26 protein-coding genes are annotated in these 26,907 nt (G+C 73.2%); 12 read left to right on the top strand and 14 right to left on the bottom strand.

Features of this window, described 5'->3' with window-relative positions:
- The first annotated feature begins 85 nt into the window (after nt 1-85).
- From bla to HD601_RS30170, 3 genes are all read left to right on the top strand, one after another.
- Complete coding sequence (gene bla / locus HD601_RS30180; RefSeq protein WP_184828307.1) at nt 86-1,024, top strand: class A beta-lactamase; 939 nt, start codon at nt 86-88, stop codon at nt 1,022-1,024.
- 99 nt (nt 1,025-1,123) lie between these two features.
- Entirely contained in the window at nt 1,124-3,100 is a 1,977-nt protein-coding gene (locus tag HD601_RS30175) for a penicillin-binding transpeptidase domain-containing protein (protein WP_221441437.1), read from the top strand.
- Between the two features lie 54 nt (nt 3,101-3,154).
- Nucleotides 3,155-3,292 carry a hypothetical protein gene (locus HD601_RS30170; protein WP_184828303.1) on the top strand — a complete coding sequence of 46 codons (138 nt, stop codon included), beginning with the start codon at nt 3,155-3,157 and terminating at the stop codon, nt 3,290-3,292.
- Here the strand turns inward: HD601_RS30170 and HD601_RS30165 are convergent.
- Nucleotides 3,289-4,650 (bottom strand): class II 3-deoxy-7-phosphoheptulonate synthase, encoded by a 1,362-nt coding sequence (locus HD601_RS30165; RefSeq protein ID WP_343076463.1) that lies wholly within the window; start codon nt 4,648-4,650, stop codon nt 3,289-3,291. The two genes, HD601_RS30170 and HD601_RS30165, sit on opposite strands and share 4 nt — an antisense overlap.
- Before the next feature lie 132 nt (nt 4,651-4,782).
- Here HD601_RS30165 and HD601_RS30160 point away from each other — a divergent pair, with 132 nt between their 5' ends.
- Both HD601_RS30160 and HD601_RS30155 read left to right on the top strand, forming a co-directional pair.
- A complete protein-coding gene (locus tag HD601_RS30160) occupies nt 4,783-5,997 on the top strand; it encodes a pyrophosphate--fructose-6-phosphate 1-phosphotransferase (RefSeq protein ID WP_184828301.1) in 1,215 nt (404 codons plus the stop codon).
- A gap of 164 nt (nt 5,998-6,161) precedes the next feature.
- Nucleotides 6,162-8,279 carry an acyltransferase family protein gene (locus tag HD601_RS30155; protein ID WP_184828299.1) on the top strand — a complete coding sequence of 706 codons (2,118 nt, stop codon included), beginning with the start codon at nt 6,162-6,164 and terminating at the stop codon, nt 8,277-8,279.
- Nucleotides 8,280-8,377: 98 nt separating this feature from the next.
- Here the strand turns inward: HD601_RS30155 and HD601_RS30150 are convergent, their stop codons facing one another.
- Entirely contained in the window at nt 8,378-8,977 is a 600-nt protein-coding gene (locus HD601_RS30150; protein ID WP_184828297.1) for a VOC family protein, read from the bottom strand.
- Nucleotides 8,978-9,017: 40 nt separating this feature from the next.
- Complete coding sequence (locus tag HD601_RS30145) at nt 9,018-9,359, bottom strand: VOC family protein (protein WP_184828295.1); 342 nt, start codon at nt 9,357-9,359, stop codon at nt 9,018-9,020.
- 136 nt (nt 9,360-9,495) lie between these two features.
- Between HD601_RS30145 and HD601_RS30140 the strand changes: the two genes are divergently transcribed.
- Nucleotides 9,496-12,300 carry an ATP-binding protein gene (locus HD601_RS30140; protein ID WP_184828293.1) on the top strand — a complete coding sequence of 935 codons (2,805 nt, stop codon included), beginning with the start codon at nt 9,496-9,498 and terminating at the stop codon, nt 12,298-12,300.
- A 208-nt stretch (nt 12,301-12,508) separates the two neighbouring features.
- On the opposite strand, the gene HD601_RS30135 is transcribed toward HD601_RS30140, so the two are convergent.
- The 7 genes from HD601_RS30135 to HD601_RS36325 all read right to left on the bottom strand — a co-directional run bounded on the left by HD601_RS30135 (nt 12,509) and on the right by HD601_RS36325 (nt 17,180).
- Entirely contained in the window at nt 12,509-13,030 is a 522-nt protein-coding gene (locus HD601_RS30135) for an NAD(P)H-dependent oxidoreductase (RefSeq protein ID WP_184828291.1), read from the bottom strand.
- Nucleotides 13,027-14,034 (bottom strand): sulfate/molybdate ABC transporter ATP-binding protein, encoded by a 1,008-nt coding sequence (locus HD601_RS30130; RefSeq protein WP_184828288.1) that lies wholly within the window; start codon nt 14,032-14,034, stop codon nt 13,027-13,029. Before HD601_RS30130 ends, HD601_RS30135 begins: the two co-directional genes overlap by 4 nt.
- Nucleotides 14,031-14,843, bottom strand: a complete 813-nt coding sequence (locus HD601_RS30125) for a sulfate ABC transporter permease subunit (protein ID WP_184828286.1) — start codon at nt 14,841-14,843, stop codon at nt 14,031-14,033. Before HD601_RS30125 ends, HD601_RS30130 begins: the two co-directional genes overlap by 4 nt.
- Entirely contained in the window at nt 14,836-15,579 is a 744-nt protein-coding gene (cysT, locus tag HD601_RS30120; RefSeq protein WP_246402275.1) for a sulfate ABC transporter permease subunit CysT, read from the bottom strand. The genes HD601_RS30125 and cysT overlap by 8 nt, the downstream gene beginning before the upstream one ends.
- Before the next feature lie 101 nt (nt 15,580-15,680).
- Complete coding sequence (locus HD601_RS30115; RefSeq protein ID WP_184828284.1) at nt 15,681-16,715, bottom strand: sulfate ABC transporter substrate-binding protein; 1,035 nt, start codon at nt 16,713-16,715, stop codon at nt 15,681-15,683.
- Between the two features lie 112 nt (nt 16,716-16,827).
- Complete coding sequence (locus HD601_RS30110; RefSeq protein WP_184828282.1) at nt 16,828-17,004, bottom strand: hypothetical protein; 177 nt, start codon at nt 17,002-17,004, stop codon at nt 16,828-16,830.
- 104 nt (nt 17,005-17,108) lie between these two features.
- Nucleotides 17,109-17,180, bottom strand: coding sequence for a putative leader peptide (locus HD601_RS36325; RefSeq protein WP_425503496.1), 72 nt, complete (start codon nt 17,178-17,180; stop codon nt 17,109-17,111).
- 137 nt (nt 17,181-17,317) lie between these two features.
- On the opposite strand from HD601_RS36325, the gene HD601_RS30105 reads away from it, so the two are divergent.
- Nucleotides 17,318-18,340, top strand: a complete 1,023-nt coding sequence (locus tag HD601_RS30105; RefSeq protein ID WP_184828280.1) for a GntG family PLP-dependent aldolase — start codon at nt 17,318-17,320, stop codon at nt 18,338-18,340.
- 111 nt (nt 18,341-18,451) lie between these two features.
- A complete protein-coding gene (locus tag HD601_RS30100; RefSeq protein WP_184828278.1) occupies nt 18,452-19,366 on the top strand; it encodes a TSUP family transporter in 915 nt (304 codons plus the stop codon).
- Between the two features lie 22 nt (nt 19,367-19,388).
- On the opposite strand, the gene aroF is transcribed toward HD601_RS30100, so the two are convergent.
- The 3 genes from aroF to pknB all read right to left on the bottom strand — a co-directional run bounded on the left by aroF (nt 19,389) and on the right by pknB (nt 23,604).
- Nucleotides 19,389-20,444 (bottom strand): 3-deoxy-7-phosphoheptulonate synthase, encoded by a 1,056-nt coding sequence (aroF, locus tag HD601_RS30095; RefSeq protein WP_184828276.1) that lies wholly within the window; start codon nt 20,442-20,444, stop codon nt 19,389-19,391.
- A gap of 117 nt (nt 20,445-20,561) precedes the next feature.
- Entirely contained in the window at nt 20,562-21,434 is an 873-nt protein-coding gene (locus tag HD601_RS30090; RefSeq protein ID WP_184828274.1) for a deoxyribonuclease IV, read from the bottom strand.
- Nucleotides 21,435-21,462: 28 nt separating this feature from the next.
- Nucleotides 21,463-23,604, bottom strand: coding sequence for a Stk1 family PASTA domain-containing Ser/Thr kinase (gene pknB, locus HD601_RS30085; protein ID WP_184828272.1), 2,142 nt, complete (start codon nt 23,602-23,604; stop codon nt 21,463-21,465).
- A gap of 180 nt (nt 23,605-23,784) precedes the next feature.
- Here pknB and HD601_RS30080 point away from each other — a divergent pair, with 180 nt between their 5' ends.
- Complete coding sequence (locus tag HD601_RS30080) at nt 23,785-24,360, top strand: SseB family protein (RefSeq protein WP_184828270.1); 576 nt, start codon at nt 23,785-23,787, stop codon at nt 24,358-24,360.
- A 501-nt stretch (nt 24,361-24,861) separates the two neighbouring features.
- On the opposite strand, the gene HD601_RS30075 is transcribed toward HD601_RS30080, so the two are convergent.
- Nucleotides 24,862-25,209, bottom strand: a complete 348-nt coding sequence (locus HD601_RS30075) for a DUF1844 domain-containing protein (protein ID WP_184828268.1) — start codon at nt 25,207-25,209, stop codon at nt 24,862-24,864.
- Between the two features lie 156 nt (nt 25,210-25,365).
- Here HD601_RS30075 and infC point away from each other — a divergent pair, with 156 nt between their 5' ends.
- The 3 genes from infC to rplT are packed head-to-tail and all read left to right on the top strand — an operon-like array spanning nt 25,366 to nt 26,816.
- A complete protein-coding gene (gene infC / locus HD601_RS36130; protein WP_184828266.1) occupies nt 25,366-26,154 on the top strand; it encodes a translation initiation factor IF-3 in 789 nt (262 codons plus the stop codon).
- Nucleotides 26,155-26,173: 19 nt separating this feature from the next.
- Entirely contained in the window at nt 26,174-26,368 is a 195-nt protein-coding gene (gene rpmI, locus HD601_RS30065; RefSeq protein WP_184828264.1) for a 50S ribosomal protein L35, read from the top strand.
- A gap of 58 nt (nt 26,369-26,426) precedes the next feature.
- Nucleotides 26,427-26,816: a 50S ribosomal protein L20 gene (gene rplT, locus HD601_RS30060; protein WP_184828262.1), complete on the top strand. Its 390-nt coding sequence runs from the start codon at nt 26,427-26,429 to the stop codon at nt 26,814-26,816.
- Nucleotides 26,817-26,907: the final 91 nt, after the last annotated feature.

Raw genomic sequence — 26,907 nt, 5'->3', positions numbered from 1 at the left:
TCGGTGGCAGTTGCGTCTTGGACATCGGTGCGGCGGGCTTGCGACGGTGAGCGGGCTCGCGCCGCTTCGACCAGGAGGACCCCCGATGGACCGTCGCACCCCGTCCGCCCCGCAGCCCAGCCGCCGCACCGTCCTGCGACTCGGCCTCGCCGCCGCCCCGGTCGCGCTCTCCGCGGGCGTCCTCACGACGGCGGCAGCCGGCCTGCCCGCGGGCGCGGCCCCCGTCGGTGCGCAAGCCGGCGCCGTCGTCGACCCCGAGATCCTGGAGCTCGAGCGCACCTACGGGGTCACCATGGGATTGAGTGCGACCAACCTCGCGACCGGCGCCCGGGTGGCGCACCGCGCCGGCGACCGGTTCCCGATCCTGTCGGTGTTCAAGTCCCTCGCCGCGGCCGCCGTGTTGCGCGACCTCGCCGCCGCGCGGCTGGACCACCGGGTCTGGTATCCGCCGGCCGACATCCTGCCGGCCTCGGCGATCACGGCCGAGCACGTCGACACCGGCATGACCGTCGCCGAGCTGTGCGACGCCGCGATCCGCTTCAGCGACAACGCCGCCGGCAACCTGCTGCTCCGCGAGATCGGCGGGCCGCGCAGGCTGACCGCGTTCGCCCGCTCCGTCGGCGACCGCCACACCCGGCTGGACCGCTGGGAGGTCGAGCTGAACTCCGCCGAGCCGGGCGACGTCCGCGACACCTCCACGCCCGCGGCGCTGGCCAGGACGGTCGCCGGCCTGCTCGTCGGCGACCTGCTGCGCCCGGCGGACCGGCGCCGGCTGCGGGACTGGATGCTGGCCAACACGACGTCCGGGCCGCGGTTCCGCGACGCGCTCCCGGACGGCTGGCGGCTGGCCGACAAGACCGGCGCCGGCGACTACGGCACCAACAACGATGCCGGGGTCGCGTGGAACCCGGCGGGCGAGCCGATCGTCATCGTTGCCATGAGCCGTCGCGCCGAGCGGGACGCCCCGCGCGTCGACGCCGCGCTGGCCGACGTGGCCCGGCTGGTGGCGCGGAGGCTGGGCTGACGGGCGCTTCCTGCATTGGCGCTAGGGTATCCGGAACGACGGGCAGGGAAACGGGGAGCAATGATAAGGACGAACCCGCTGCGACGGAGCGTCGCGGCCGTGGCCGGTGGCGTGCTCGTGGCGACGGCGGCAGGCTGCAGCAGCGACCCGCCCGACCCCACACCGGTGGTCAACGCACTGATCCACGGCATCACCAGCGGCGACTTCTCCGACGTCCCGCTCGCCAACGCCACGCCCGAGGAGGCCGGGGCCGCCGTCGAGGCGATCAAGGGCGACCTGGCCGATCTCGTGACGCAGATCGGGTCCAGCCAGATCACCGAGACCGACGAGAACACCCGCGAGGCGACCATCGACATCGCGTGGGACTTCGACTCCATCGACGCCTCCGACGAAGCGCCCACGGGGCCGACGTCCACCAGCGACCCCGCGGGCCAGTTCGACTGGACCTACCAGACGACCGCCACGCTGCACCGCGACGAGGGCAGCGAGCTCGGCTGGACCGTCGACTGGTCGCCGTCCCTGCTGCACCCGCAGCTCATCGAGGGCGCCACGCTGAACCTCTCACGGACGCAGGCGCAGCGGGCCGACATCCTGGGCGCGGGCGGCGAGGTCATCGTCACCGAGCGGCCGGTCTACCGCGTCGGCATCGACAAGACCCGCGTCGACGCCGCGCTGGCGCCGGACTCCGCCACCGCGCTGGCCGAGGTCGTCGGCGTCGACCCCGCCGGGCTGGCCGAGCGGGTCCAGGGCGCGGGGGAGCGGGCGTTCGTCGAGGCCATCACGTTGCGCGAGGCCGACGCCGCCCCGCTGCTCGACCAGATCGCGGCCATCGAGGGCGCCGTCGCCATCGAGGACACGCTGGCGCTGGCGCCGACCCGCGAGTTCGCGCGGCCCGTCCTCGGCACCGTCGGCGAGGCCACGGCCGAGCTGGTCGAGGAGTCCGGCGGGCGCATCGAGGCCGGCGACGTCGTCGGGCTGTCCGGGCTGCAGCAGCAGTACGACGCCGTGCTCGGCGGGACGCCCGGTCTCACCGTCGAGCTGGTGCCGCCGGAGCCGTCGGCCGACGCCACGTCGTCGCCGTCGCCGACGGAGGGCGCCGAGGGCGAGAGCGCCGAGGAGCCGGCCGAGCCCGAGGTGCTGTTCGAGCGCGAGGCGGTCGCCGGCACGCCGCTGACCACCACGCTCGACATCGACCTGCAGTCGCGGGCCGAGGGCATCCTCGCCGACGTCGAACCGGCCAGCGCCATCGTCGCGGTCCAGCCCTCCACCGGCGCCGTTCTGGCGGCAGCAAGCGGGCCGGGCGGCGACGGCTACTCGACCGCCACGCTGGGGCAGTACGCGCCGGGGTCGACGTTCAAGGTCGTGACGTCGCTGGCACTGCTGCGCGCCGGGCTGAGCGCCGACTCCGTCGTCGAGTGCACCCCCGCGGCCACCGTCGACGGCCGCGCGTTCGAGAACTACAGCGACTACCCGTCCGGCGCCATCGGCGAGATCACGCTGCGTCAGGCCGTCGCCAACTCCTGCAACACCGCGTTCATCAACCAGAACGGCGTCGCCGACCAAGCGTCGCTGGCGCAGGCCGCCGCGTCGCTCGGCCTCGGGGTCGAGACCGCCACCGGCGCGCCGTCGTTCCTCGGCTCCGTCCCGGCCGAGGCCGACGGCACCGCTCACGCCGCGTCGATGATCGGGCAGGGCGAGGTGCTGGCGTCGCCGCTGGCCATGGCGACGGTGGCAGCCTCGGTCGCCGCCGGGCACACCGTCGCGCCCATGGTGGTCGAACAGCCCCTGGCCGACCCGGCGCCCGAGAGTACGCTGACCGCCGACGAGGCCGCCGTCCTGCAGGACCTCATGCGCGCCGTCGTCGAGGAGGGGAGCGGCGAGTTCCTCGGCGACGTCCCCGGCGACCCCGTCGGCGCCAAGACCGGCACCGCCGAGTACGGCACCGAGTCGCCGCCGCGCACGCACGCCTGGATGATCGCCACCCAGGGCGACCTCGCGGTCGCGGTCTTCGTCGAGGACGGCGAGTCCGGCTCGCGCACCGCCGGCCCGCTGCTCGAGGAGTTCCTGCGCGGCTGATTCCTGGGGTCGCGGAGCGAGACGCTCCGGTGGCGCGGGTGGGACCATGAGGTCATGGTGACCCCGACCGGCGGGATGCGGTGGACGCCCTACGAGGAGGCGGTTCGCGTCCTCAGCGGCCCGCCGCTGGAGCCGTGGAACCGCGACGAGCCCGAGGAGATCCTCGCGCCCTCGGGTGCCCGCGAGCCCTAGTTCGCCGACTCGAGCAGTTCCGCCACCAGGAAGGCGAGCTCGAGCGACTGGGTGCGGTTGAGCCGCGGGTCGCACACCGTCTCGTAGCGGCTGCCGAGGCCGTCCTCGGCGATGGGGTCGCCGCCGCCGACGCACTCGGTGACGTCGTCGCCGGTGAGCTCGATGTGGACGCCGCCCGGGTGGGTGCCCAGGGCGCGGTGGACCTCGAAGAAGCCGCGCACCTCGTCGACGACGTCGTCGAAGCGGCGGGTCTTGTGGCCGCTGGGCGCCTCGTAGGTGTTGCCGTGCATGGGGTCGCAGATCCAGGACGCGACCAGGCCGTCGGCCGTCGCCTTCTGGACCAGGGCGGGCAGGGCCTCGCGAATGCGACCCGCGCCCATGCGGGTGACGAAGGTCAGCCGACCCGGTTCGCGCTGCGGATCGAGCCGCTCAGCCAGCGCCAGCAGCTCGTCCGGTGTGGTCGTCGGGCCGACCTTGACACCGATGGGGTTGCGGATGCGCGCCGCGAACTCCAGATGCGCGCCGTCGAGCTGGCGGGTCCGCTCGCCCACCCACACGAAGTGCCCGGACACGTCGTACGGCGCGCCGGTGCGGGAGTCGACCCGGGTGAGTGCCAGCTCGTAGTCGAGCAGCAGCGCCTCGTGGCTGGAGTAGAGCTCGACGGTGCGTAGCTGCTCGACGTCGATCTCGATGGCCCGCATGAACGACAGCGCCTTGTCCAGGCGCCGGGCCAGCCGCTCGTAGCGCTGCCCGGCCGGCGAGGTGCGGACGAAGTCGGTGTTCCAGGCGTGCACCTGGTGCAGGTCGGCGAACCCGCCGCCGACGAACGCGCGGGTGAGGTTCAGCGTGGCCGCCGACGCGTGGTAGGCGCGGACCATGCGGTGCGGGTCCGGGACGCGGGCGGCCGGCGTGAACTCGAAGTCGTTGACGATGTCGCCGCGGAACGCCGGCAGTGTGACGCCGTCGCGGGTCTCGGTGGACTTGGAGCGTGGCTTGGCGTACTGCCCGGCGAGCCGGCCGATCTTCACGATCGGGACGCTGGCGGCGTAGGTGAGCACGACGGCCATCTGCAGCAGCGTCTTGAGCTTGTTGCGGACGTTGTCGGCGCTGACGCCGGCGAAGGTCTCGGCGCAGTCGCCGCCCTGCAGGACGAACGCCTCGCCCCGCGACACCGCGGCCAGCCGGTCGCGCAGCAGGTCGCACTCGCCGGCGAAGACCAGCGGCGGCATGGCGCGAAGCTGGGCGACGGCGTCCTGGACGGCGACGGCGTCGGGCCACTCGGGCTGCTGGCCGGCCGGCAGCGCGCCGACCGCCTCGGTCAGCTCGTGGTACAGCGCAAGGTCCTCCGGAGAGTTCACGTCCTCCAGGGTAGGCCGCTGCGGCCCCGTCCGCCCCGCAGGCCCACACCCCGGACAGCCAGGCCCGGGACGGGCCGGGGCCGACGATAGGGTGGCTGCCGATCCGTCCCTTTCGACAGAAGGTCACCTCACATGCCCGAGAGCACTCCTGTGCGCAAGGTCGCCATGCTCACGGCCGGCGGCCTGGCCCCGTGCCTGTCGTCGGCCGTCGGCGGCCTGATCGAGCGGTACACCGAGATCGCGCCCGAGGTCGAGATCATCGCCTATCTCGACGGCTACGCGGGCCTGCTGACCGGCCGCTCCATCACCGTCACCCCCGAGATGCGCGCCACGGCGTCGCGGCTGCACCGCTTCGGCGGCTCGCCCATCGGCAACAGCCGGGTCAAGCTGACCAACGTCGCCGACTGCGTCAAGCGCGGGCTGGTCCAGGAGGGCCAGGACCCGCTGCACGTGGCGGCCGAGCAGCTCACCCGCGACGGCGTTCACGTGCTGCACACCATCGGCGGCGACGACACCAACACGACGGCGGCCGACCTCGCCGCGTACCTCGCCGGCAACGACTACGAGCTGACCGTCGTCGGGCTGCCGAAGACCGTCGACAACGACATCGTGCCGGTGCGGCAGAGCCTCGGCGCCTGGACGGCCGCCGAGCAGGGTTCGATCTACGCGCGCAACATCATCGCCGAGCACTCGTCGAACCCGCGCATGCTCATCGTCCACGAGGTCATGGGCCGGCACTGCGGCTGGCTGACGGCGGCGACGGCGCGCGCCTACCGCAAGTGGCTGGCCGCGCAGGAGTGGGCGCCCGAGCTGGGCGTCGACCCGCGCCGCTGGGACGTGCACGCCGTCTACGTGCCGGAGCAGAAGCTCGATCTCGACGCCGAGGCCGGTCGGCTGCGCTCGCTCATGGACGACCTCGGCTGCGTCAACATCTTCCTGTCCGAGGGCGCGGGCGTCGACGCCATCGTCACCGAGCTCGAGGAAGCCGGCGAAGAGGTCCCGCGCGACCCGTTCGGCCACGTCAAGATCGACAAGATCAACCCCGGCGCCTGGTTCGCCGACCAGTTCGCCGCCCGCGTGGGTGCTGAGAAGGTCATGGTGCAGAAGAGCGGCTACTACAGCCGCTCCGCCGCCGCGAACTCCGACGACCTGCGCCTGATCAAGAGCTGCACCGACCTCGCCGTCGAGTGCGCGCTGCGGCACGAGGGCGGGCTCATCGGGCACGACGAGGAGCGCGGCGGCCGGCTGCGCGCCATCGAGTTCGACCGCATCAAGGGCGGCAAGGAGTTCGACCCGTCGACGCCGTGGTTCGCCGACCTGCTCGGCGCCATCGGGCAGCCCGCCTGACCTCCTGCTCCACGTCCGGCGCCGGCCGCGACGCGCGCTCGGGCGCGTGTCGCGGCCGGTTCTGGGTACGACCCCGGTAGTCCCACGACGATTTCACCCGGCGGCGCCCGGATGGCATCATCGTGGGCTTTGATGCTCCCGAGGTGCGTGCGCGAGGTGGTTCGATGACGGCAGCGGTCCCGTCCGCTGTCCGGGGTTCGCGGGTCGACGCGGGTGACGGTGACCGTCCCCGCTTCCGGCCCGACGTCGAGGGCCTGCGCGCCGTCGCGGTGCTGCTGGTGCTCGCCTACCACGCCGGGTTGCCGCTGGTCAGTGGCGGTTTCGTCGGCGTCGACGTCTTCTTCGTCATCTCCGGGTTCCTCATCACCGGACTGATCCTGCGCGAGATCGACACGACCGGCCGGGTGCGGCTGGGCCGGTTCTACGCCCGGCGGATCCGGCGGCTGCTCCCGGCGACGGCGGTCGTCCTGGCGGCGACGGCGGCGCTGACCCTCCTGCTGCTGCCGCCGCTGCGGTGGCCCGCCATCGCCGGCGACATCGCGGCGTCGGCGACGTACGTGCTCAACTGGCACCTCGCGTCGGAGTCGGTCGACTACCTGGCCGCCGAGGACGCCCCCAGCCCGGTCCAGCACTTCTGGTCGCTGGCGGTCGAGGAGCAGTTCTACGTCCTCTGGCCGGTCCTGATCATCGCGCTGGTGTGGTGGCACCGGCGCCGCCGCGGCACGCCGTCGCTGCGGCGGACGCTGCTGCTCGGGCTCGCGGTGGTCGCGGTGCCGTCGTTCGTCTGGTCGCTGCACTTGACCGGCGCCTCGGCCGGCGCGGCGTACTTCGTGTCGACGACGCGGGCCTGGGAGCTGGCGGCGGGCGCGGCGCTGGCGATCGGGGCACGACGGCTGGAGCGGCTGGGGTCGCGCGCAGGAGCGGGCTGGGCCGCCGGCGGGCTGGGCTGGGCCGGGCTGGCCGCGATCGGCTGGTCGGCGCTCACGTACGACGCGGCGACGGCGTTCCCCGGCGTCGCCGCGCTGGCCCCGGTGCTCGGGACGACGGCGGTCGTCGCGGCCGGCGTGCTGGCGGCGCGGACGTCCGCGGGACGCGTGCTCGGGACCGCGCCGATGCGGTGGGTGGGCGGGCTGTCGTACTCGCTGTACCTGTGGCACTGGCCGCTGCTCATGGCGGCGAGCGCGGTGTGGGGCTCGCTGTCGCCGGCGCAGGGCACGCTGGTCGTCGCCGCCGCGTTCCTTCCCGCCTGGCTGACGTTCCGGCTGGTCGAGGCGCCCATCCACCACGCCCGCGTGCTCGCCGTCCGGCCGAGCCGCGCGGTCGCCGTCGGGGTGCTCGCGACGGCGACGGCGCTCGTGGCCGCACTGATCACCGTCCGGGCCGTCCCCGACTACGCCAGCGCCGACGAGGGCGCGCCCGGCGCCGCCGTCCTCAGCGCGAACCCGGCCGGCGACCCCGACGGCGTCCCCGTCGACGAGGTGCCGGCCCTGACCCCGTCGCCGATCGAGGTGCCCGAGGACAACCCGGACATCTATCCCGACGGCTGCCAGCAGAACGCCCAGGACGCCGACCTCGCGAGCTGCGCCTACGGCGACCTCGACTCCGACCGCGTCATCGCCCTGGCCGGCGACTCGCACGCCGCGCAGTGGCAGCCGGCGCTGGACGTGCTGGGCGACCGGTACGGCTGGCGCATCGAGACCTACACGAAGTCGTCGTGCGGGTTCTTCTCCGCCGAGATCACGACGGCGGCGGGCGTGCCGTACACGTCGTGCCGCGACTGGAACCAGGCGCTGCTCGAGCGGCTCACCGGGCCGGACCGGCCGGACCTGGTCGTCACGTCGGGCAGCAACTCCTACCGGGTGTTCGAGGACGGCCGTGAGCTGGGCGACGACGCCAGCGCCGACCGCCTCGCCGACGGCCTGCGCGAGAGCTGGGAGGCCGTGCGCGCCGCCGGCGTCGAGCTGGTCGTGCTCGAGAACACGCCCTGGCTCGGCCAGGACCCGGCCGAGTGCGTCAGCGCGCATCCCGACCGGCTCACCGAGTGCGCCCAGCCGCGCGCCGACGCCGTCGAGAAGGCCGGCGACGAGCAGCTGGTCGCGGCCCGCGAGCTCGGCGGCGTCGACGTCGTCGACCTCACCCGCGCCATCTGCCCCTCCGACCAGTGCCCGGCCGTCATCGGCAACGTCGTCGTCTGGCGCGACGACCACCATCTGACGGCGACGTACTCGCGCACGCTCGCCTCGCACCTGGAGCCCGAGCTGGCGCCCTACCTGTCCGGCTGATCGCGGGCAACCCCCCGTTGATCATGGAGAAGGGCGGGTTCCGCGTCGCTGGGAACCTGCCCTTCTCCATGATCAACGAGGGTCCGGGGGTCGTCGGGCTAGTCGTTCTCCCACGCGAAACCGTCGGGGTCGATGAAGGGGCCGGCCGCGCCGCCGACGGCGATCCGGTGCGACCCGCTGCCGTCGGGGTCGACACCTACGACCTTGGCGAGTGCCTTGCGCTTGTTGAGGGTCAGCTTGACGGCGCCGGTCTCGAACTCGACGTACTTGCGGCCGAAGCTCTTCGCGACGCTGAGGCCGTGGTCGACGTAGAACTGCTTGCTCGCGGCGACGTCGTCGACGCCCAGTTGGAGGACGATCTCGTCGACCTGCCGGGTGGCCGGGCCGGTGTCCTTCTTCGACGACGACGCGACCGTCACGACGGTCCCGTCCGGCGCCTCGACGGTGCCGCCGTAGCCCCAGAGCGACTTGGACGCCGGCTTGAGCTCCTTGGCGCCGGCCTCGAGGGCGGCGCCGACCAGGGCGTCGACGGTGCTCGGCTGGGACACGACGAGCGACAGCGTGAACCCGCTGAAGCCGCTCGCCGGTGCGTCCGAGGCGCGCACGCGCACCCGCTCGTCCAGCCCGAGGGCGGAGTAGAAGCGGCCGGCGGTCGTGGGGTCGGCCACGTCGAGGGTGATGTGCTCGATCGTCGTCATGAGAGGGGTCCCTTCGGTTCGGTGGGAGAGGGGTGGGTGGTCAGCGCTGGAGGAAGCCGAGGACGTTGCCGCTGGGGTCCTCGACGACGGCCGCCAGCTGCCCGCCGCCGACGTCCTTGACGTCCTGCCGGGTCAGCCAGCCCGCCTCGACGGCTTCGCGCAGGGCGGTGGCGACGTCGCCCACGTGGCAGTAGCCGACCGGGCCGGTCATGCCGTGGTGGTGCCCGTTCGGGTCGAGCCCGATCTCCTGGTCGCCCACCCGGAAACCGACGTAGTAGGGCTCGTCGGCGTAGGGCGCCACGCCCAGGACGGTCGCGTAGAGCGACCTGGCGGCGGCGAGGTCCCGGACCGGGACGATGATGGTCTTGATGCCGTGGCTCATGAGCGGTCTCCTCGGTGCTCCGTTCTGGTGCCACCAGCCTCTCGCCGGGCCGGCCGGGCCCACATCCGTGCCGAGCACGGGGCGCGTCACGTACCCCGTACGTAGCCGGGCCGGTGTCCGCGGCGATACTGGACCGATGGCGAAGCGGCCCGTGACCACCGCGATCTCGGCCCGCGAGGCCGAGATCCTGACGCTGGTCGGCGAGCACCGCAGCAACGCCGAGATCGCCGCCGAGCTCTACATCTCGGTGCGCACCGTCGAGACGCACGTGTCGTCCCTGCTGCGCAAGCTCGACGCGCCGGACCGCCGGGCGCTCGCGGAGTTCGCGGCCGAGTCCGCCCGTGAGGAGCGGGCGGGCCAGGCGCTGGCCGGGCTTCCGGCGCCGCTGAACCCGTTCATCGGCCGGGCCGAGGAACGCCGCGCGCTGGGTGCGGCCGTCGGCGCGCACCGGGTGGTCACCGCCGTCGGACCCGGAGGCGTCGGCAAGACCCGGCTCGCGCTGGCCGTCGCCGCGGACCTGGCCGGCGACCACGCCGACGGCGTCTGGTTCGTCGACCTCGTGCCGGTCACCGATCCCGCCATGGTCGGCGCCGCCGTGGCGGACGCACTCGGCGTGGGCGAGCAGCAGGGCCGCGGCATCGACGACTCCGTGGTGGCCGCGCTGGCCGACCGGCGCACGCTGCTGGTGCTGGACAACTGCGAGCACCTGCCCGACGGGGTGGCCCCGTTCCTCGAGCGGCTCCTGGCGCGCTGCCCGGGCGTGAGCGTGCTGGCCACGAGCCGGGCCCGGCTCATGGTGCCGTTCGAGCGGGTCTACTCGGTGCCGCCGCTGTCCCTCGACGACGCGTCCGACGCCGTCGCCCTGTTCACCGACCGCGCCGCGGCCGTCGGCTGGACCGTCGAGCCCGGCCAGCTGGACCAGGTCGCCGACGTGTGCCGGAAGCTCGACGGGGTGGCGCTGGCCGTCGAGCTCGCCGCGGCCCGGCTGCCCGCGCTCGGGCTCGACGGCCTGCTCGCCGGGCTCTCCGACCACCTGCGTCTCCTGGTCGGCGGCTACCGGGCCGACGACCGGCACCGCTCCGTGCGCGCCGTGCTGGACTGGAGCCGGGCGCTGCTCGACGAGCCCGACCTGACCCTGCTGCGGCGGGTCTCGGTCTTCGTCTCGCCGTTCACCGCCGCGGCGGCCGGGACGGTGGCCGGGTTCGACCCGCTCGAGCCGGACCAGGTGGTCGACGGGCTGGCCCGGCTCGCGGACCAGCACCTGCTGAGCGTCGCCCCGTCGGCCGGCGGCACCCGCTACCGCGCGCTCGAGACGATCCGCCAGTACGGCGCCGAGCAGCTCGCCGAGGCCGGTGAGCTCGACGCCACCCGGTCCCGGCAGCTGCGCTGGTGCCTGGCCGCGGCCACGGAGCTCGCCGATGACGCGGCGCCGGGCGCCGGCGACTGGCGGGTCCGGTTCGACGCGATCGCCGACGACCTTCGCGCTGCCCTGGGCTGGGCGGCCGAACGGCAGGACCGGCGCGTTGACGCCCACCTCCTCGCCCTCGCGCTGGCCGGACTGGCCTTCACCCGCAACCTGCTCGGCGAGTCGCAGCTGCGCTACGAGCAGGCGGCCGCCCACGCCGACGACCCGGCGGCCGCGGGCGGCGCGCTGAGGTCCGCCGCGAGCGTGGCCGCGTGCCGCATGCTCGGGGACGACACCTACCGGTTGTGGCGGGCTGCCGCCGAGGCCGCCCTCGCCGGCGGTGACACGGCCGGCGCGGCCCGTGACCTCGCCATGGCGGCCGTCACCTCGTACCGCAAGGCCGGCACGTTCGCCCAGCGGCCACCGGGCGACGAGCCGGCCGGCCTGCTCGCCCGGGCGCACGAGCTGGCCGGCGACGACCCCGCGGCGCGGGCGGCCGTCACCCTCGCCGACTGCGACGCGCTCGGCTACGCGTTCTTCGCCGACCCGGGCCGGCCCCAGCCGTCGGCGGCGGAGCTGACCGGCCTCGCCGAACGGGCGGTGGAGCTGGCTCGCGGGCTCGGCGACCCGGTGGCCGAGAGCGCGGCCCTGCAGGCGCTGACCGCGGCCCGGCGCCGGGCGGGCGACACCTTTGCGGCCGCGGCCACCGCGGGCCGGCGCGTCGGCCTGCTCGACGCCGTGCCCGTCACCCCGGCCGCCGCCGACGAGCTGATCGACGCCCTCCTGATCGCCACCGCGACCAGCATCGGTGTCGGCGACCTGCCGGCGGCCCGGCGGTGGGGGCGGCGGCTGCGCGACCTGCCGCCGCTGGCCGAGACCGGCCACGTCGCGACGTCACGGCTGCTCATGGCCGACGCCCTCGCGGGCCACGCCACCGACGTCGTCGCCGCCAGCGGCCGGTTCCTCGACGGCTGGACCAGGGTCGGCCGGCCGCCGGCGCGCGGCTTCGGCCCGGTGGCCGCCGCGGTCGCGATGATCCACGCGCTGCGCGGCGACGACACCGCCCGGGCCGAGTGGTTGGCCGTCCTCGACCAGCTGGGCGTCACCCTCGAGGACCGCGCCGGCTACAGCCCCGCCTTCGACGCCATCGCCCTGCTCCACGACGGCCGGGCCGACGCGGCCCTCGACCTGCTCGAACCCGCCGACGGCGAGCCGGCCCCGTGGCGCACCGGGATCCTGCTCCACTGGCACGTCGCCCTGCGCGCCGAGGCGGCCGTGCTGGCCGGCCGGTCCGACGCCGGCGCCCTGGTCGACTCCGCCCGCCCGACGGTCGGCGACAACCCCGTCGCCGGCGCGATCCTCGACCGGGCCGAGGCGCTCGCCGCCGACGACCACGAGCGCCTGCTCGCCACCGCCGCCGCGTTCGAGGCGGCCGGCTGTCCCTACCAGCGGGCCCGGACGCTCCTGCTGGCCGACGGCGACGCCGCGGCGGCCGGTCACGCCGTCCTCGCCGAGCTCGGTCTCACCCCCGCCTGACCCCCTGGGAATGATCACGTTCAGCACGAGATCCCGTGCTGGACTACGCCTGCAATCGTGGTGGGGCTCGGGTAATCGTGGTGGTGTGCGCGGCAATCGCTTTCCGCATGGCGATGAGGGCCACCACACGATTACCCGCGCATCATGCGGCTTGCAATCGTGGTACGGCACGGGATCTCGTGCTGAACGTGATCATTCCGGGACGGGGTCAGGCGGCCGCCAGCGCGCCCGTCGTCGCCGCCAGGACGGGGCCGTGGTCGCCCGCCCAGCGCTCGGCGAGCGCCAGTAGGTCGGGCAGCTCGCGCTCCTCGATCACGAACGACGGCACCGGGAGAGTGGCGCCCAGCTCGGCGAGGACGGGACGCAGCTGCAGGTCGGCGACGAACCGATGGGTCGGCGCGGCGGCGACGGTGACCGGCACGGCCACCGTCCCGCGCAGCGCACCGCCGGGTAGCCGGTCGAGGAACGCCTTGAGCAGCCCGGTGTAGCTGGCCTTGTACGTCGGCGTCGCGACGACCAGCACCGAGGCGGCCGCGGCCGCCTCGAGCGCCGACTCGCCGTCCGGCGAGAGCGAGCCGAGCCACTGCCCGCCGAACCCGGCGAGGTCGAACACCGGCCCCTCGGAGAGCGCGCCGCCAGAACGCGCCGCGGCCGCCGACGACAACGCCGTCGCCACCCCCAGTGTGCGCGACCCGGCCCTCGGGTTGCCGACCACTGTCACGATGCTCATCCCGCACGAACCTCCAGACCGGACTGAACTGCAGAACCACCGGAACCGGTCGAGACGACCGGCGCGCCGGGCACGACCCGCACGGACACCGTCGACCCGACGCCGAGACCCAGCCGGAGGAACTCCGTCCGGGTCATCGTGGCGAGCACGACCTGCTCGCCGGTGCTGACCTCGACCCGCACCTCGAACCCGACCCGCACCACCCGCGCGACCCGGCCGGCGACGGCGTCGGGATCGTCGGCACCGAGGGAGAGCGCGACGTCGTGCGGCCGCACCAGCTCGGAGCCGAGCTGCGTCACCGGGCCGAGGAAGCGCATGACGAAGTCGCCAGCGGGGGAGTCGTACAGCTCGTCGGGGGTGCCGACCTGCTCGACCCGGCCCTCGTTGATGACGACGATCTCGTCGGCGACCTCGAGCGCCTCCTCCTGGTCGTGCGTGACGAAGACAGTGGTGACGTGCACCTCGTCGTGCAGGCGGCGCAGCCACTCGCGCAGCTCCTTGCGGACCTTCGCGTCCAGGGCGCCGAACGGCTCGTCCAGCAGCAGCACGGTCGGTTCGACGGCGAGCGCCCGGGCCAGCGCCATCCGCTGCCGCTGCCCGCCGGAGAGCTGTGCCGGCAGCCGGTCGGCGAACTGCTCGAGGTGGACGAGCTTCAGCAGCTCGTCGACGCGGCGCTGGATCTCGTCCTTGGGCCGCTTGCGGATCTCGAGCCCGAACGCGACGTTGCGGCGCACGGACAGGTGCTTGAACGCGGCGTAGTGCTGGAAGACGAAGCCGACGTTGCGCTTGCGCGCGGGCAGATGGGTGGCGTCGAGGCCCTCGATGCCGACGGTGCCGGTGTCGGCGTGCTCCAGCCCGGCGATGATCCGCAGCAGTGTCGACTTGCCGCCGCCCGACGGGCCGAGCAGCGCGGTGAGCTGCCCCGACGGGATGCTGACGGACACGTCCTCGAGCGCCACGAAGTCGCCGAAGCGCTTGGTCACGCCGGTGATCTCGATGCTCAACGGGGTTCTTCCTTCGGCCGGATGACGGACACGATGACGATGCACGCGACGGCGACCAGTGCCAGCAGGAACGCGGTGGCGTAGGCGCCGCCCTGGTCGAAGTTCAGGTACTTCTCCTCGACGACGAGCGTGGCGGTGCGGGTCTCGCCGAGGACGTTGCCGGAGACGACCTTGACGGCGCCGAACTCGCCCAGCGACCGCGCCAGGCTGAGCACCGCGCCGTACGTGACGCCCCACCGGATGGCCGGCAGCGTGATGCGGCGGAACGTCTGCAGCGCCGTCGCGCCCAGGCTCTGCGCCGCCTGCTCCTGCTCGGTGCCGATCTCCTCGAGCACGGGGACGACCTCGCGGATGACCAGCGGCAGTGCCACGAACGTCGTCGCCAGGACGATCCCGGGCGTCGCGAAGATCACCTGCAGTCCGGCGGACTCCAGGCCGGGCCCGAACCAGCCGGAGCGGCCGCCGTAGACCAGCACCAGCGCCAGGCCGACCACGATCGGCGACACCGAGAGCGGCACGTCGAGCAGCGCGTTCAGCAGCCGCCGGCCGGGGAACTCGTAGCGGACGATGAGGATCGAGATGCCCACGCCGAACACCGTGTTGATGACGACGGCGACGACCGCGACCACCACAGTGAGCTGCAGCGCGTGCACGACGTCGGGGTCCTCGACGATCCCGCGCAGGTTCTCGAGACCGCCGTCGAACGTGTTCTGGGCGACCAGCCAGAGCGGCCACGCGACCAGCAGGAACAGGTACGCCGTCACCACCGCCCGTGCGACGAACCGGCCCGGTCCACGCCCCCTACCCACGGCGGCCCACCCGGCGCTGGATGACGTCGAGCGCGACGATGACCGCGAACGAGATGGCCAGCAGGACGGCCGCCACCGCCGCCGCGTTGTCGAGGTTGTCGTTCTCGATGCTGCTCAGGATCCGCACCGACGTCACCTCCGTCTGCATCGGCAGGTTGCCCGACAGCAGCACCAGCGAGCCGTACTCGCTGACACCGCGGGCGAAGGAGAGTGCCGCGCCGGCCGCGATCGCCGGCGTCAGCGCGGGCAGGATGATCCGCCGGAACGTGGTGAGCCGCGAGGCGCCCAGCGACGCGGCCGCCTCCTCGACCTCGCGGTCCAGCTCGGCGAGGACCGGCTGTACCGTCCGCACCACGAACGGCAGCGTCACGAACAGGAACGCCAGGAAGACGGCCGCGCGCGTGTTGGCGACGTCGATGCCGAGCGGGCTGTCCGGCCCGTACAGCGAGAGCAGCACCAGCCCGGCGACGATCGTCGGCAGCGCGAACGGGACGTCGATCAGCACCTCGAGTGCCCGCTGGCCGGCGAACCGGTCGCGCACCAGCACCCACGCGATCAGCGTCCCCATGACCACGTTGACCACGGTGACCAGCAGTGCCGTCCCGACGGTGAGCCGGATCGCCGCCGCTGTCTGCTCGTTGGTGACGGCCTGCCAGAACCCGCTCCAGCCGCCGCCGGCCGCCGTCGCGACGACCGCCGTCAGCGGGATCAGCACCAGCAGGCTGAACCAGAGCATGGCCACGCCGAGGCCGAGCCCGGAGACGCGGGTGAGCCGGCCGCCGGCGCCGGCGGGCGGCCGGCGCCTCCGCCCGCCCGCGACCCCGGCCGGGACTGAGCTCACTGCGCCTTCCCGGACTCGGCGATGATCGTCGTGATGATGCCGCCCTCTTCGGCGAAGAACTTGTCCGAGAGTGCGCTCCAGCTCTCGAAGTCGTTCTCGACGGTGAGCAGGTGCTCCGGGGTGGGGAACGGGTCGTCGGGGTCCAGCGCGCCCTCGATGCCGCTGGTGTCGACGCCGTCGATGATCGGCCGGAAGCCCTTGAGGGCGAACTGCCGCTGGCCGTCCTCGCTGAGCACGAAGTCCAGCCACTCCTGCGCCTTCGGGTCGGCGTCCGTCAGCACTGCGCCCGGGTTCTCGATGAGGATCGTGGTGTCGGGGATGACCCAGTCCAGCTCCTCGCCGTTCTGCGTGGCCAGGATCGTCTCGTTCTCGTAGGCGAGCAGGACGTCGCCGGTGCCGCCGAGGAAGCTGGTGGTGGCGTCGCGGCCGCTGTTGGGCAGCGCGACGACGTTGGCGAAGAGCTGGCGCAGGTACTCCTCGGCCTCGGCGTCGGTGCCGCCGTTCGCGGCGACGTGCCCCCAGGCGGCGAGCGCGTTCCAGCGGGCCGCCCCGGACGACGCCGGGTTCGGCGTGACGATCTCGATGCCCGGCTTCACGATGTCGTCCCAGCCCTGGATGTTCTCGGGGTTGCCGGGCCGGACCGCCAGCACGACGACCGACGACGAGACGACGCCCTTGTTCGGGCCGTCGTCCCAGGTGTCCTCGACCAGCCCGGCGTCGACCAGCCGGGTCACGTCGCTGGTGACGGAGAAGTGGACGTAGTCGGCCTCGAGGCCGGACTCGACCGCGCGGCTCTGGTCGCCGGAGGCCCCATAGGAGCTGCGGAAGCGCACGCCGGCGCCCTCGTCGGTCTGGTTCCACGCTTCGGCGATCGCGACGTTCGCCGCCTCGGGGACCGCGAAGCCCACGATCGACAGCGTCGTCTCCTCGCCGCCGGACGCGGAGTCGGCGTCGTCGCCCCCGCAGGCCGCGAGCGTCAGGCCGCCGGCGAGGACGAGCGCGGCCGCTGCTGCTCTGGTTCGGGTGCTCATAGGTGGGTCCCCCTCGGATCGTTGGTGTGAACGGCGAGTCATAGTAATCACGGTGGTTTAGTAGTTAATAAGATGTGTCTCGAATGTTGAGCCGATTTCGCTCGAATCGTGGTCAGTTCAGCCGGTAGCCGTGCCCGAGCGGCGTCAGCGGCACCGCGCGGCCGTCGACGACGGCGGTGCTGCCGGACCGGCGGGCCGGCGCCTCGTCGACCTCGACGAAGACGACCACGCCCCATGGCGACGGCTCGGGCGGCGGTTCGAGGGTGTCACCAGGGTGCGGAGGGGACACGGACGCAAGGGTCATGGGTGACTCCAGGGCGGCAGGCCGGGGGTGGCGGCCGGGAGAGGAGGATCGCGGGTGGCGACGGCGTGCGCGGTAGCGGGCGGAGCCCGTCAGCGACAGAGCTGGCTGGCGACGCGCATCAGATCGACGGCGCGTCGCTGGGTGAGCAGCAGCTCGGGCATACCACCAATCTCCTATGGGTTTGATGTGAAAGCAACCGGCCATCCGGATGCTGGGAACTGCGGCAGGGATTGAGGCCGACCGCGAGGTCCTGGACGCCGGGGAGTCCCGCAACGAAACAGGAAATAGAATCCGAGACGTGATCGACCTGCGCAGCGACACCGTCACGCGGCCCACCGCCGCCATGCTGGCCGCGATGTCCACCGCCGAGACCGGCGACGACGTCTACGACGAGGACCCCTCGGTCCACGCCCTCGAGGAGCGGGTCGCCGCCCTGCTGGGCCACGAGGCCGGGCTGTTCACGGTCAGCGGGTCGCTGGCCAACGTGCTCGGGGTCCGGTCGCTGGTCGCGCCGGGCCAGGAGCTGCTCTGCGAAGAGCGGGCGCACGTGGTCCGGGCCGAGCTCGGCGCGCACGCCGTCACGCAGGGCGTCACCACGCGCACCTGGTCCGACCAGCGCGGGCACGTCGACCTCGACGCCGTCCGGCGCCTCATGACCCCCGACGCGGGTCCGTACATGGTGTCGACGGCGGCGGTGGCGGTCGAGAACACCCACAACTTCGCCGGCGGGACGGTGCAGCCGCTCGACACGCTGCGCGAGCTGCGCGCGCTGGTCGACCCCGTCGGCGTCCGGCTGCACCTCGACGGCGCCCGGCTCTGGAACGCGCACGTCGCCACCGGCGTCGCGCTGGCCGACTACGGCCGGCTGTTCGACACCGTCTCCGTCTGCCTGTCCAAGGGCCTGGGCGCGCCGGTCGGCTCGGTGCTCGTCGGCTCGGCCGCGGCCGTCGCCGAGGCGCGGGTCTGGCGCAAGCGGCTCGGTGCCGGCTGGCGGCAGGCCGGCGTGCTGGCGGCGGCCGGTCTGCACGCGCTGGACCACCACGTCGAGCGGCTGGCCGATGACCACGCGCACGCCCGGCTCATCGCCGAGGCGGTCGCCGAGGCCGACCCCGGCGCCGTCGACCCCGCCTCCGTCGAGACGAACATCGTCATCCTCGACGTGGGCGAGCGGGCGGCCGCCGTCGTCGACCGGGCCCGGGCCGAGGGCGTGCTCACCGGCATCGTCGGGCCGGGGCTGGTCCGGCTCATCACGCACCTCGACGTCGCGCCCGCGGACGCCCAGCGTGCGGCCAAGGTGCTCGCCGGAGCGGTCGCAGGCTGAGACGGACCGTCCCGCACTTCGAGACGGTGTTCTCCACCTGTTGACCCCGATTCCCTCCTTCAGCCACTATTCCTATAGTTCTGACGGGTTAAGTGGTTGGGAGGCCGCCGAGTGCGCACGCTCGTCCTGCTGGGCCTGGTCGGTTTCGCCGCCCAGCTCGTCGACGGCAGTCTCGGCATGGCCTACGGGGTCACTTCCAGCACGCTGCTGCTCGCCGTGACGGCGAACCCCGCGGCGGCGTCGGCCACCGTCCACCTCGCCGAGATCGGCACCACGCTGGTCTCCGGCCTGTCGCACTGGCGGTTCGGCAACGTCGACTGGAAGGTCGTCGCGAAGATCGGCGTCCCCGGCGGCATCGGGGCGTTCGCCGGCGCGACGTTCCTGTCCGGCGTCTCCACCGAGACCGCGGCGCCGGTCATGTCGCTGATCCTGCTGGCTCTCGGCACCTACCTGCTGGTCCGCTTCACGCTGCGCGGGCTGCCGGTGCGGCGCGACCCGCGGCCGCCGGGCAAGCGGTTCCTCACCCCGCTCGGACTGGTCGCCGGCTTCGTCGACGCCACCGGCGGCGGTGGCTGGGGCCCCGTCGGCACCCCCGCCATCCTGGCCAGCGGCCGCATGGAGCCGCGCAAGGTGATCGGCTCGATCGACACCAGCGAGTTCATCGTCGCCGTCGCCGCCAGCGTGGGCTTCCTCATCGGGCTGGGGACCGAGAACATCGACTTCGCCTGGGTCGGCGTGCTGCTGGCCGGCGGCGTCATCGCCGCGCCGATCGCCGCGTACCTGGTGCGCATCGTCCCGCCGCGGATCCTCGGCTCGGCGGTGGGCGGCATGATCGTGCTGACCAACAGCCGGACCATCATGCGCAGCGACTGGATCGACGCGCCCGGTGGCGTGCGGGCCGCCGTCTACGTCGTCATCGTCGTGGTGTGGGTGGCCGCGCTGGCCTACTCGATCCGCGCGCACCGAGCTCAGCAGCGGGCGGCCGCCGTGGCCGGCGAGAGTGAGCTGGCCGCCGTCAGTCGATGACGGGGTCAGCTGCGGCTCGGTCTCACATCACCGCGGGGGAGGGCTCGCCCAGCCGCCGCCCCGACGCCGGCACCAGCCGCCGCAGCGTCGACGCGAGCTCGCGCACGTCGGCCCCGGCCAGCGCCTGCGGACCGTCGCACAGCGCCGCCTCGGGGTCGGGGTGGACGTCGACCAGGATGCCGTCGGCGCCGACGGCGATGGCCGCCCGCGAGAGCGGCAGCACGAGGTCGCGCCGCCCGGCGGAGTGGGACGGGTCGACGATGACCGGCAGGTGCGACAGCCGCTGCGCGATGGGCACCGCGGCGATGTCGAGCGTCGTGGCGGTGGCCGTCTCGAAGGTGCGGATGCCGCGCTCGCACAGCACGATGTCGAGGTTGCCGCGCTGGGCGACGTACTCGGCCGCCATGAGCCACTCCTCGACGGTGGCCTGGATGCCGCGCTTGAGCAGCACCGGCTTCCGGGCCCGGCCGACCGCCTGCAGCAGCGCGGTGTTCTGCATGTTGCGCGCGCCGACCTGCAGCATGTCGGCGTAGCCGCTGACGAGGTCGACGTCGGCGGCGTCGATGACCTCGGTGACGACGGGGAGCCCGGTGACCTCGCGGACCTCGGCCAGGATGTGCAGCCCGACCTTGCCCAGACCCTGGAAGTCGCGGGGCGCGGCGCGCGGCTTGAAGGCGCCGCCGCGCAGCATGGTGGCGCCGGCGGCCTTGGCCATCTCGGCCGCCTCGAGCGTCTGCTCGAGCGACTCGACGGCGCACGGGCCGGCGATCAGGGTGAAGGTGTCGGGGCCGATCATGACCGGGTGCGCCCCGGTGCCGGTGCCGACGACGACGGTGCTGCGGGCGGGCTGGTGGTCGACGCTGACGAGCTTGTACGGCGTCGAGACCGCGATGACGTCGGCCACGCCGGGCATGCCGCGCAGGTTGAGCGCGCGGAAGTCGTCGACGTCGCCGACGAGTCCGATGATGGTGCGCTGCACGCCGCGGCTGACGAAAGCCTCGCCGCCCGTGGAGAGCACCCGCGCCACGATGGCGTCGATCTGTTCCGGCGTCGCATCGGGCGACATCACGACCACCATGACGCAACCTCCCGCCTCGTCCCCACCTGAAACTAAGCTACCGAAAGCCGACTTCGGCAGGGTTGTCCGGAGGGCAAGACAGTTGGTCACAATCAGGTCACTTGACATCTCATGTTGTTATTTCTGGGAACTCGGCTGTAATTCCTTCAGCAGCGAAAGATCTTCGGCATAAGCCGGAGGGCCACCCGGCGTCTCCAGCACCACGGGCAATCCGGCGACCGATTTGTGGTGCAGCAGCTCGCCGAACGCCGCGGCGCCGATGTGCCCCTTGCCGATGCGCTGGTGCCGGTCGCGGAACGAGCCGCACACGTCCATGGAGTCGTTCGCGTGCACCGCGGCCAGCCGGTCGGCGCCGGCGACGTCGGCGAAGCGGTCCAGCATGGCGGTCATGCCGCCCTCGGCGGCGAGGTCGTGGCCGGCCGCGAACAGGTGGCAGGTGTCGAGGCAGACCAGCGCGCGCCGATGGTGGTCCAGCGCGGCGAGGTACGGGCCGAGGTCGTCCACCGTCGCGCACAGGGACTGGCCCTGGCCGGCGGTCGGCTCGAGCAGCAGGTCGGGGCCGCCGGGGGAGGCGTCGAGCTCGTCGAGCAGCGGTAGCAGCAGCTCGCGGACCTGGCGCATGGCGTCGTCGCGGCTGCCCGCCGTGACGCACGAGCCGGTGTGCACGACGACGCCGCGCGCGCCGACCTCGCGGGCCCGGCGCAGCGAGTGCGCCAGAGCGGCGGCCGAGCGCTGCGCCGTCTCGGGCACCGGGCTCCCGAGGTTGACCAGGTACGCGGCGTGGACGAGCACCGTCAGGCCGTGGTCGTCGGCGGCCGTGCGGAAGGCGGCGTCGGTGTCAGGGTCGCCGGGCGTCATGGCCCAGCCGCGCGGGTTGCCGAGGAACACCTGCACCGAGGAGGCGCCCATGCCGGCGGCGCGTTCGGGCAGCGCCACCAGCTTGCCGGCGACAGGGAGGTGGGTGCCCAGCAGGGCGAGTGCAGCGGTCACGGAGTCCTCGGGGTGGGCCGGGGCCGGGTCAGAAGTGGATGATCCGGACGACGGAGTTGGGAGCGAGCGGCGTGCCCGGCTCGGGCTCCTGGCGCTGGATGCGGTCGCCGCGGCCGCCGCCGCCGATGCCGGGGATGAGGTCGACGATCTCGGGCTGGAATCCTGCCTCGCGGACCATTTGCTCGGCCCTTTCCACCCTTTCGCCGATGACATTCGGAACCTCGATCAATTCCGGCCCGAGTGACACCACGATCGTGATCTCGTCCTGACGGAATCCGGTGCCGCTGGCGGGGTCCTGCCGGATGACGGTGCCCGCGGCGACGTCGGCGTTGTGCTCCTCGGTCTTGTTCACCCGGAATCCGGCTTCGGTGAGCGCGGTCTCGGCCTGATCGGCCGGCTGTCCGGTGAAGTCCTGGATCTCGACGGGCTCCGGGCCGCGGCTCACGGTGACCACGACCTCGGTGTCGCGGCGGACCTGCTCGCCCACCTCGACGCTCTGGGTGATGATCAGGCCCGCCTCGACGTCGTCGTTCCAGACCGGGTCCTCGGCGCGGATGGTCATCGCCAACGGCTCGGCGAGCTCCTGCGCGGCCTCGACGGTGAGCCCCGTCAGCGTCGGGACCTCGTAGCGCTCCGGGCCCTTGGAGAGGACGTAGGTGATCTCGCCGCCGCCCAGCAGCCGCTCGCCGGGGCCGGGGCGGGTGCTCAGGACCAGGCCGGCCTCGACGGTCTCGGAGAACTCCTCGCCGCCGTTGACCGCCGTGAATCCGTCCTCCTGGGCACGTGCCTCGGCCTGCTCGGCGCTGAGGTCGAGCAGCGACGGCGTGGCCTCCCACCGTCCGGACCCGTACCACCAGGCCGCGGTGGCGACGCCGACGGCCAGCAGCAGGACGAACAGGAACAGGTAGAGGCCGCGGCGGCTGCGGGCCTGCTCGGTGCGGCGATGGGTGGCGGCGCGGGCGCGTGCCTCGGCCGCGCGCGCCGCCCGGGAGCCGGCCCGCGGCTCGTCGCCGCTGCCGCCGTCGTCGTCCTCGGTGAAGCGGATCGAGAGCGGCGCGTCGATGCGGCGGGTCGAGCCGGGGTGGCTCTCCTCGACGCGGGCGTGCGACGTGCCGGCGCGGCTGTCGGTGCGCCGGACGCCGTCGTCGTCGGTGAAGTCGTGGTCGGTCTCGTCGGCGTCGGCGGCGTCGTACCCGTGCACGCGGCCGACCTGCCCGGCGAGGACGGTGCCGGCCAGCGCTTCGTCGAGGGTGACGCCGGCGGAGTCGCGCGGTTCGGCGTGGATCTCGGTGAGCTCGGGGTCGTCCTCGGGCTCGACCAGCGGGACACCGGCGATGGCGGAGCGGGTGGACCGGACCGCGGCGAGGAACGTACCTGCGTCGGCATAGCGCTTCCGTGGCTCGCGCGCCGTGGCTGTCAGCACGAGGTCGTCGACGGGGGCCGGCAGCGGCACCGCCTCGGAGGGCGGCGGGACGTCGTCGTCGATGTGGCTGCGCACCACCACGAAGTCGGTGGGTCCCTCGTGCGGAGTCTTCCCGGTCAGCAGCTCGTAGAGCATGATGCCGGCGGAGTAGACGTCGGAGCGCGGCGTGGCCCGCTCACCCAGCGCCTGCTCGGGGGAGATGTAGCTAACGGTGCCGAGCAGGCCGCGGGTGGTCTTCGAGGAGCTGCTGTTGGCGCGGGCCAACCCGAAGTCGGCGACCTTGACCCGGCCGTCGTTGCCGACCAGCACGTTCTCGGGCTTCACGTCGCGGTGGACGATGCCGGCCCGGTGCGCCGCGGCGAGCGCCGACAACACCGACTCGGCGACCTCGAGGGCGAGGTCGGCACCCAGCCGCCCGCGCTCGTGCAGGACGTCGCGCAGCGTGCGGCCCGGGATGTACTCCATGGCCAGGTAGACGGCGCCGTCGTCCTCGCCCTGGTCGAAGACGTTGACGACGTTGGGGTCCGACAGCTGGGCGACGGCGCGGGCCTCGCCGATGAACCGGGCCACGAAGTCGTCGTCGGCGGCCAGCTCCGCATGCATGATCTTCAGTGCGACGGGGCGGTCGAGCCGGGTGTCGGTGGCCTTGTAGACCGTCGCCATGCCGCCGCGCGCCAGGAGCGCCTCGATCCGGTAGCGTCCGTCGAGGAGACGGCCCACCGGTGCGTCGGAGACGGAGAGGTCCACGGGTGGAGTGTACGTTCACCTGAGGGCCCTGGCCGATCGACACGGGGCGGCGATCCAGGCCGCCCGGTAGGTCGTGTCTCGCCCCGACCGGTCCGTATTGTCGTTCTTGGGTAGATCTGCGTGGCCGAAAAACCGCAGTCGGATGGCGCCGACGCCATGGGCGGGCTATGGTCGCGCCCCGTGAGTGCTGCGCCCCGACGCTCCGTGCCGTCCACGCCCTTCGGCGACGACGACGGCACGGCCGACCCCCGCATCGTTGCGGCGCTGGCGGCCTACGACCGGGGCGAAGGCGGCTCCGCCGACGTCCTCGCCGCCCTGGCCGCCGGGCGCTTGCTGATCCCCGTCGTCGCCGTCGCCGAGTCCGTCGACGCCACGGGCGCGGAGAAGGAGACCGCCATGGCGGCGGTCCTCACCACCGGCCGCGACGGCCGGCGCGGGCTGCTCGCGTTCACGTGCGTCGAGTCGCTGCAGCGGTGGAACGCCTCGGCTCGGCCGACCCCGGTCCCGACCCGCAGCGCCGCCGAGGCCGCCTTGGCCGACGGCGCCGAAGCCCTGGTCATCGATTTGGCTGGGCCCGTGACGTTCGCCGTCGATGCGCCGGATCTGCGGTCGCTGGCGTCGGGCTGGCGGCCGCTGGGTCCGTGGCCGGGCGTGGAGGAGGCGGACCCTGCGCCCCGTGGTGACGTGGCTCCGCGTGGGGCGGCTCGGGTGTGGCGTGGGGTGCGGCGGAGGGTTCGGCGGGCGTTGATCCGCTAGTTCTGCGTCAGGTCGAGGTTCGGCGGTGGCGACGCCCCGCAATCCGGCTCACGCTCGGGAAACCGGCGCTTGCGGCCCGGAATTCGCTGCCAACCGCCGGTTTCCGAGGCGTCCGCCGGTTTCCAGGGCGTCAGCGCCGCCCCCGGACCATGACCATCAACATTTGGGCTGCTCTGGCGACACGAAAGGTTGATGATCATGGAAGCGGCCGGTGGGACTGGATGTCGGCGGGACAAGTCGCCACACCACAGCGGGACAGTGAGCGGCCGGCGGGACAGGGCACCAGCGGGTCTGAGTGCCGGGGCCATTCTGGGGGCGGGGTCGCTGATGGTGCTTGAGCGGGGGCGCGGGAGTCCGGGTCAAGCGGTCCTCTCCGCGCGAAGCGCCGTCGGTCCGCTTGAGGCGGTCTCCCGCGCCCCCGACAATGGAGAGCAGCAGGGGGCCGGCCAACTGGGCAAACCCAGCCAACGCCGCACCCGGCGAACGCAGAACCCGCCGAACCTACGAGTACACCGGCCCCGTGTACTTTTCGCCCGGCCCCTCGCCCACCGGGTCGGGATAAGGCGACGCCTCGCGGAAGGCCAGCTGCAGCGTCTTCAGCCCGTCGCGCAACGGCCCCGCGTGGTGGGTTCCCAGGGACGGCGCGGCCGCCACGATCAACCCCGCGAGCGCCTCGATGAGCGATCGGGCCTCATCGAGATCGCGGTGCTCGGGCAGGTCCTCGGCCAGGCCGAGGTGGACGGCGGCCGCGCTCATGAGGTGGACGGCGGCGGTGGAGATGACCTCGACGGCGGGGACATCGGCGATGTCGCGCCCTGCCTGGGTCGCGATGTGATCCGGCGTGCTCATTCATGGTAGGCTCTCACACCGACCGGACCGTCTGACTCGAGACCCTCGGGACAGGCGGCCAGCAAGCGGAGTCCTCTCCCACCCGCATCGACCCTCGGGTCGTCGGGTTCCCTGGTCAGGGCGTCCAGTGGACGCCCTTGTGGTCGTGGTGCAGGAATGTGCCGCGACGCCGATGGGTTGGCCTCTGCGTGCACGTTCGCGGGGGCCTTTCGTGTTTTCCGCGGCGTGGTCGAGGCACCACCCCGGCGATTTCAGGAGGAAGGCATCAGCGCAGAGCCCCGCATCAACGACCGGATCCGCGTTTCGGAGGTCCGGCTCGTCGGCCCCAACGGTGAGCAGGTCGGCATCGTCCGCATCGAGGACGCGCTCCGGCTTGCGGCGGAGGCCGATCTCGACCTGGTCGAGGTCGCTCCCGGCGCCCGGCCGCCGGTGGCCAAGCTCATGGACTACGGCAAGTTCAAGTACGAGTCCGCCATGAAGGAGCGCGCGGCTCGCCGGAACCAGTCGCACGTCCTGATCAAGGAGCAGAAGCTCCGACCCAAGATCGACAAGCACGACTATGAGACCAAGAAGCGCAACGTCGAGCGTTTCCTGGCCGAGGGTGACAAGGTCAAGGTCACCATCATGTTCCGCGGCCGTGAGCAGTCGCGGCCGGAGCTCGGCTTCCGGCTGCTGCAGCGCCTCGCCGAGGACGTCAACGAGCTTGGCTTCGTCGAGTCGTCGCCGAAGCAGGACGGCCGCAACATGATCATGGTGTTGGGGCCGCACAAGAAGAAGGCCGACGCCAGGGCCGAGAAGGAAGCGGCGAAGGTCGAGCGGCAGCAGCAGAGGCAAGCCGACGAAGAGGCCGAGCGGGCCGAGCGTGCGGCGGGCCGGGCGGCGGCCGAGGCCGAGAAAGCGCAGCGGCCCGAGGTCGAGCGGCCCACCCCCGACAACGAAGACTGACGAGGAGATTGACGGCGCCATGCCGAAGAACAAGACGCACAGCGGCACGAGCAAGCGGTTCCGGATCACCGGGAGCGGGAAGGTGCTGCGCCAGAAGGCGAACCGTCGCCACTACCTGGAGCACAAGCCGTCCACGCTGACCCGGAAGCTCGCCGGCACCACCGAGGTGGCCAAGCCGGACCAGGGCCGCATCAAGAAGCTGCTCGGCAAGTAAGCGGCGACCGTCCAATCCGATCTTCGGCCGGTCCGGCCGAATCCAGCAAGGAGTACCAGTGGCACGCGTCAAGCGGGCAACCAACGCCCACAAGAAGCGCCGTGAGACCCTCGAGCGGGCCAGCGGCTACCGGGGTCAGCGCTCCCGCATGTACCGGAAGGCGAAGGAGCAGGTCACCCACTCGCTCGTCTACGCCTACCGCGACCGCAAGCAGCGCAAGGGCGACTTCCGGCAGCTGTGGATCACGCGCATCAACGCGGCGTCCCGGGCCGAGGGCCTGACGTACAACCGCTTCATCCAGGGTCTGCGCCTGGCCGAGGTCGACGTCGACCGCAAGATGCTGGCCGACCTCGCCGTCAACGACCCGGGTGCCTTCAAGGCGCTGGTCGAGGTCGCGCGCGCCGCGCTGCCCGCCGACCGCAACGCTCCGGCGGCACCGGCGGCCTGAGCGCCGCCAGCAGTACGCCGAGACCGGGCCTGTCGCGTGAGGCGGGCCCGGTCTTCGTCTGTTCCGGTGATGATGTCCTCTGGCGGTCGCA

The sequence above is a fragment of the Jiangella mangrovi genome, from assembly GCF_014204975.1.
Classification (GTDB): Bacteria; Actinomycetota; Actinomycetes; order Jiangellales; family Jiangellaceae; genus Jiangella; species Jiangella mangrovi.
Note: the sequence above shows the minus strand (reverse complement) of the source record. Positions and strands in the feature narration are given on the sequence as shown.

Excerpts from the sequence above, each read along its gene's own strand:
- bla (WP_184828307.1), top strand. The coding sequence starts at position 86 with ATGGACCGTCGCACCCCGTCCGCCCCGCAGCCCAGCCGCCGCACCGTC.
- HD601_RS30170 (WP_184828303.1), top strand. The coding sequence starts at position 3,155 with ATGGTGACCCCGACCGGCGGGATGCGGTGGACGCCCTACGAGGAGGCG.
- HD601_RS30160 (WP_184828301.1), top strand. The coding sequence starts at position 4,783 with ATGCCCGAGAGCACTCCTGTGCGCAAGGTCGCCATGCTCACGGCCGGC.
- HD601_RS30155 (WP_184828299.1), top strand. The coding sequence starts at position 6,162 with ATGACGGCAGCGGTCCCGTCCGCTGTCCGGGGTTCGCGGGTCGACGCG.
- HD601_RS30150 (WP_184828297.1), bottom strand. The coding sequence starts at position 8,977 with ATGACGACGATCGAGCACATCACCCTCGACGTGGCCGACCCCACGACC.
- HD601_RS30145 (WP_184828295.1), bottom strand. The coding sequence starts at position 9,359 with ATGAGCCACGGCATCAAGACCATCATCGTCCCGGTCCGGGACCTCGCC.
- HD601_RS30140 (WP_184828293.1), top strand. The coding sequence starts at position 9,496 with ATGGCGAAGCGGCCCGTGACCACCGCGATCTCGGCCCGCGAGGCCGAG.
- HD601_RS30135 (WP_184828291.1), bottom strand. The coding sequence starts at position 13,030 with ATGAGCATCGTGACAGTGGTCGGCAACCCGAGGGCCGGGTCGCGCACA.
- cysT (WP_246402275.1), bottom strand. The coding sequence starts at position 15,579 with ATGCTCTGGTTCAGCCTGCTGGTGCTGATCCCGCTGACGGCGGTCGTC.
- HD601_RS30115 (WP_184828284.1), bottom strand. The coding sequence starts at position 16,715 with ATGAGCACCCGAACCAGAGCAGCAGCGGCCGCGCTCGTCCTCGCCGGC.
- aroF (WP_184828276.1), bottom strand. The coding sequence starts at position 20,444 with ATGGTGGTCGTGATGTCGCCCGATGCGACGCCGGAACAGATCGACGCC.
- HD601_RS30075 (WP_184828268.1), bottom strand. The coding sequence starts at position 25,209 with ATGAGCACGCCGGATCACATCGCGACCCAGGCAGGGCGCGACATCGCC.
- infC (WP_184828266.1), top strand. The coding sequence starts at position 25,366 with ATGTGCCGCGACGCCGATGGGTTGGCCTCTGCGTGCACGTTCGCGGGG.
- rpmI (WP_184828264.1), top strand. The coding sequence starts at position 26,174 with ATGCCGAAGAACAAGACGCACAGCGGCACGAGCAAGCGGTTCCGGATC.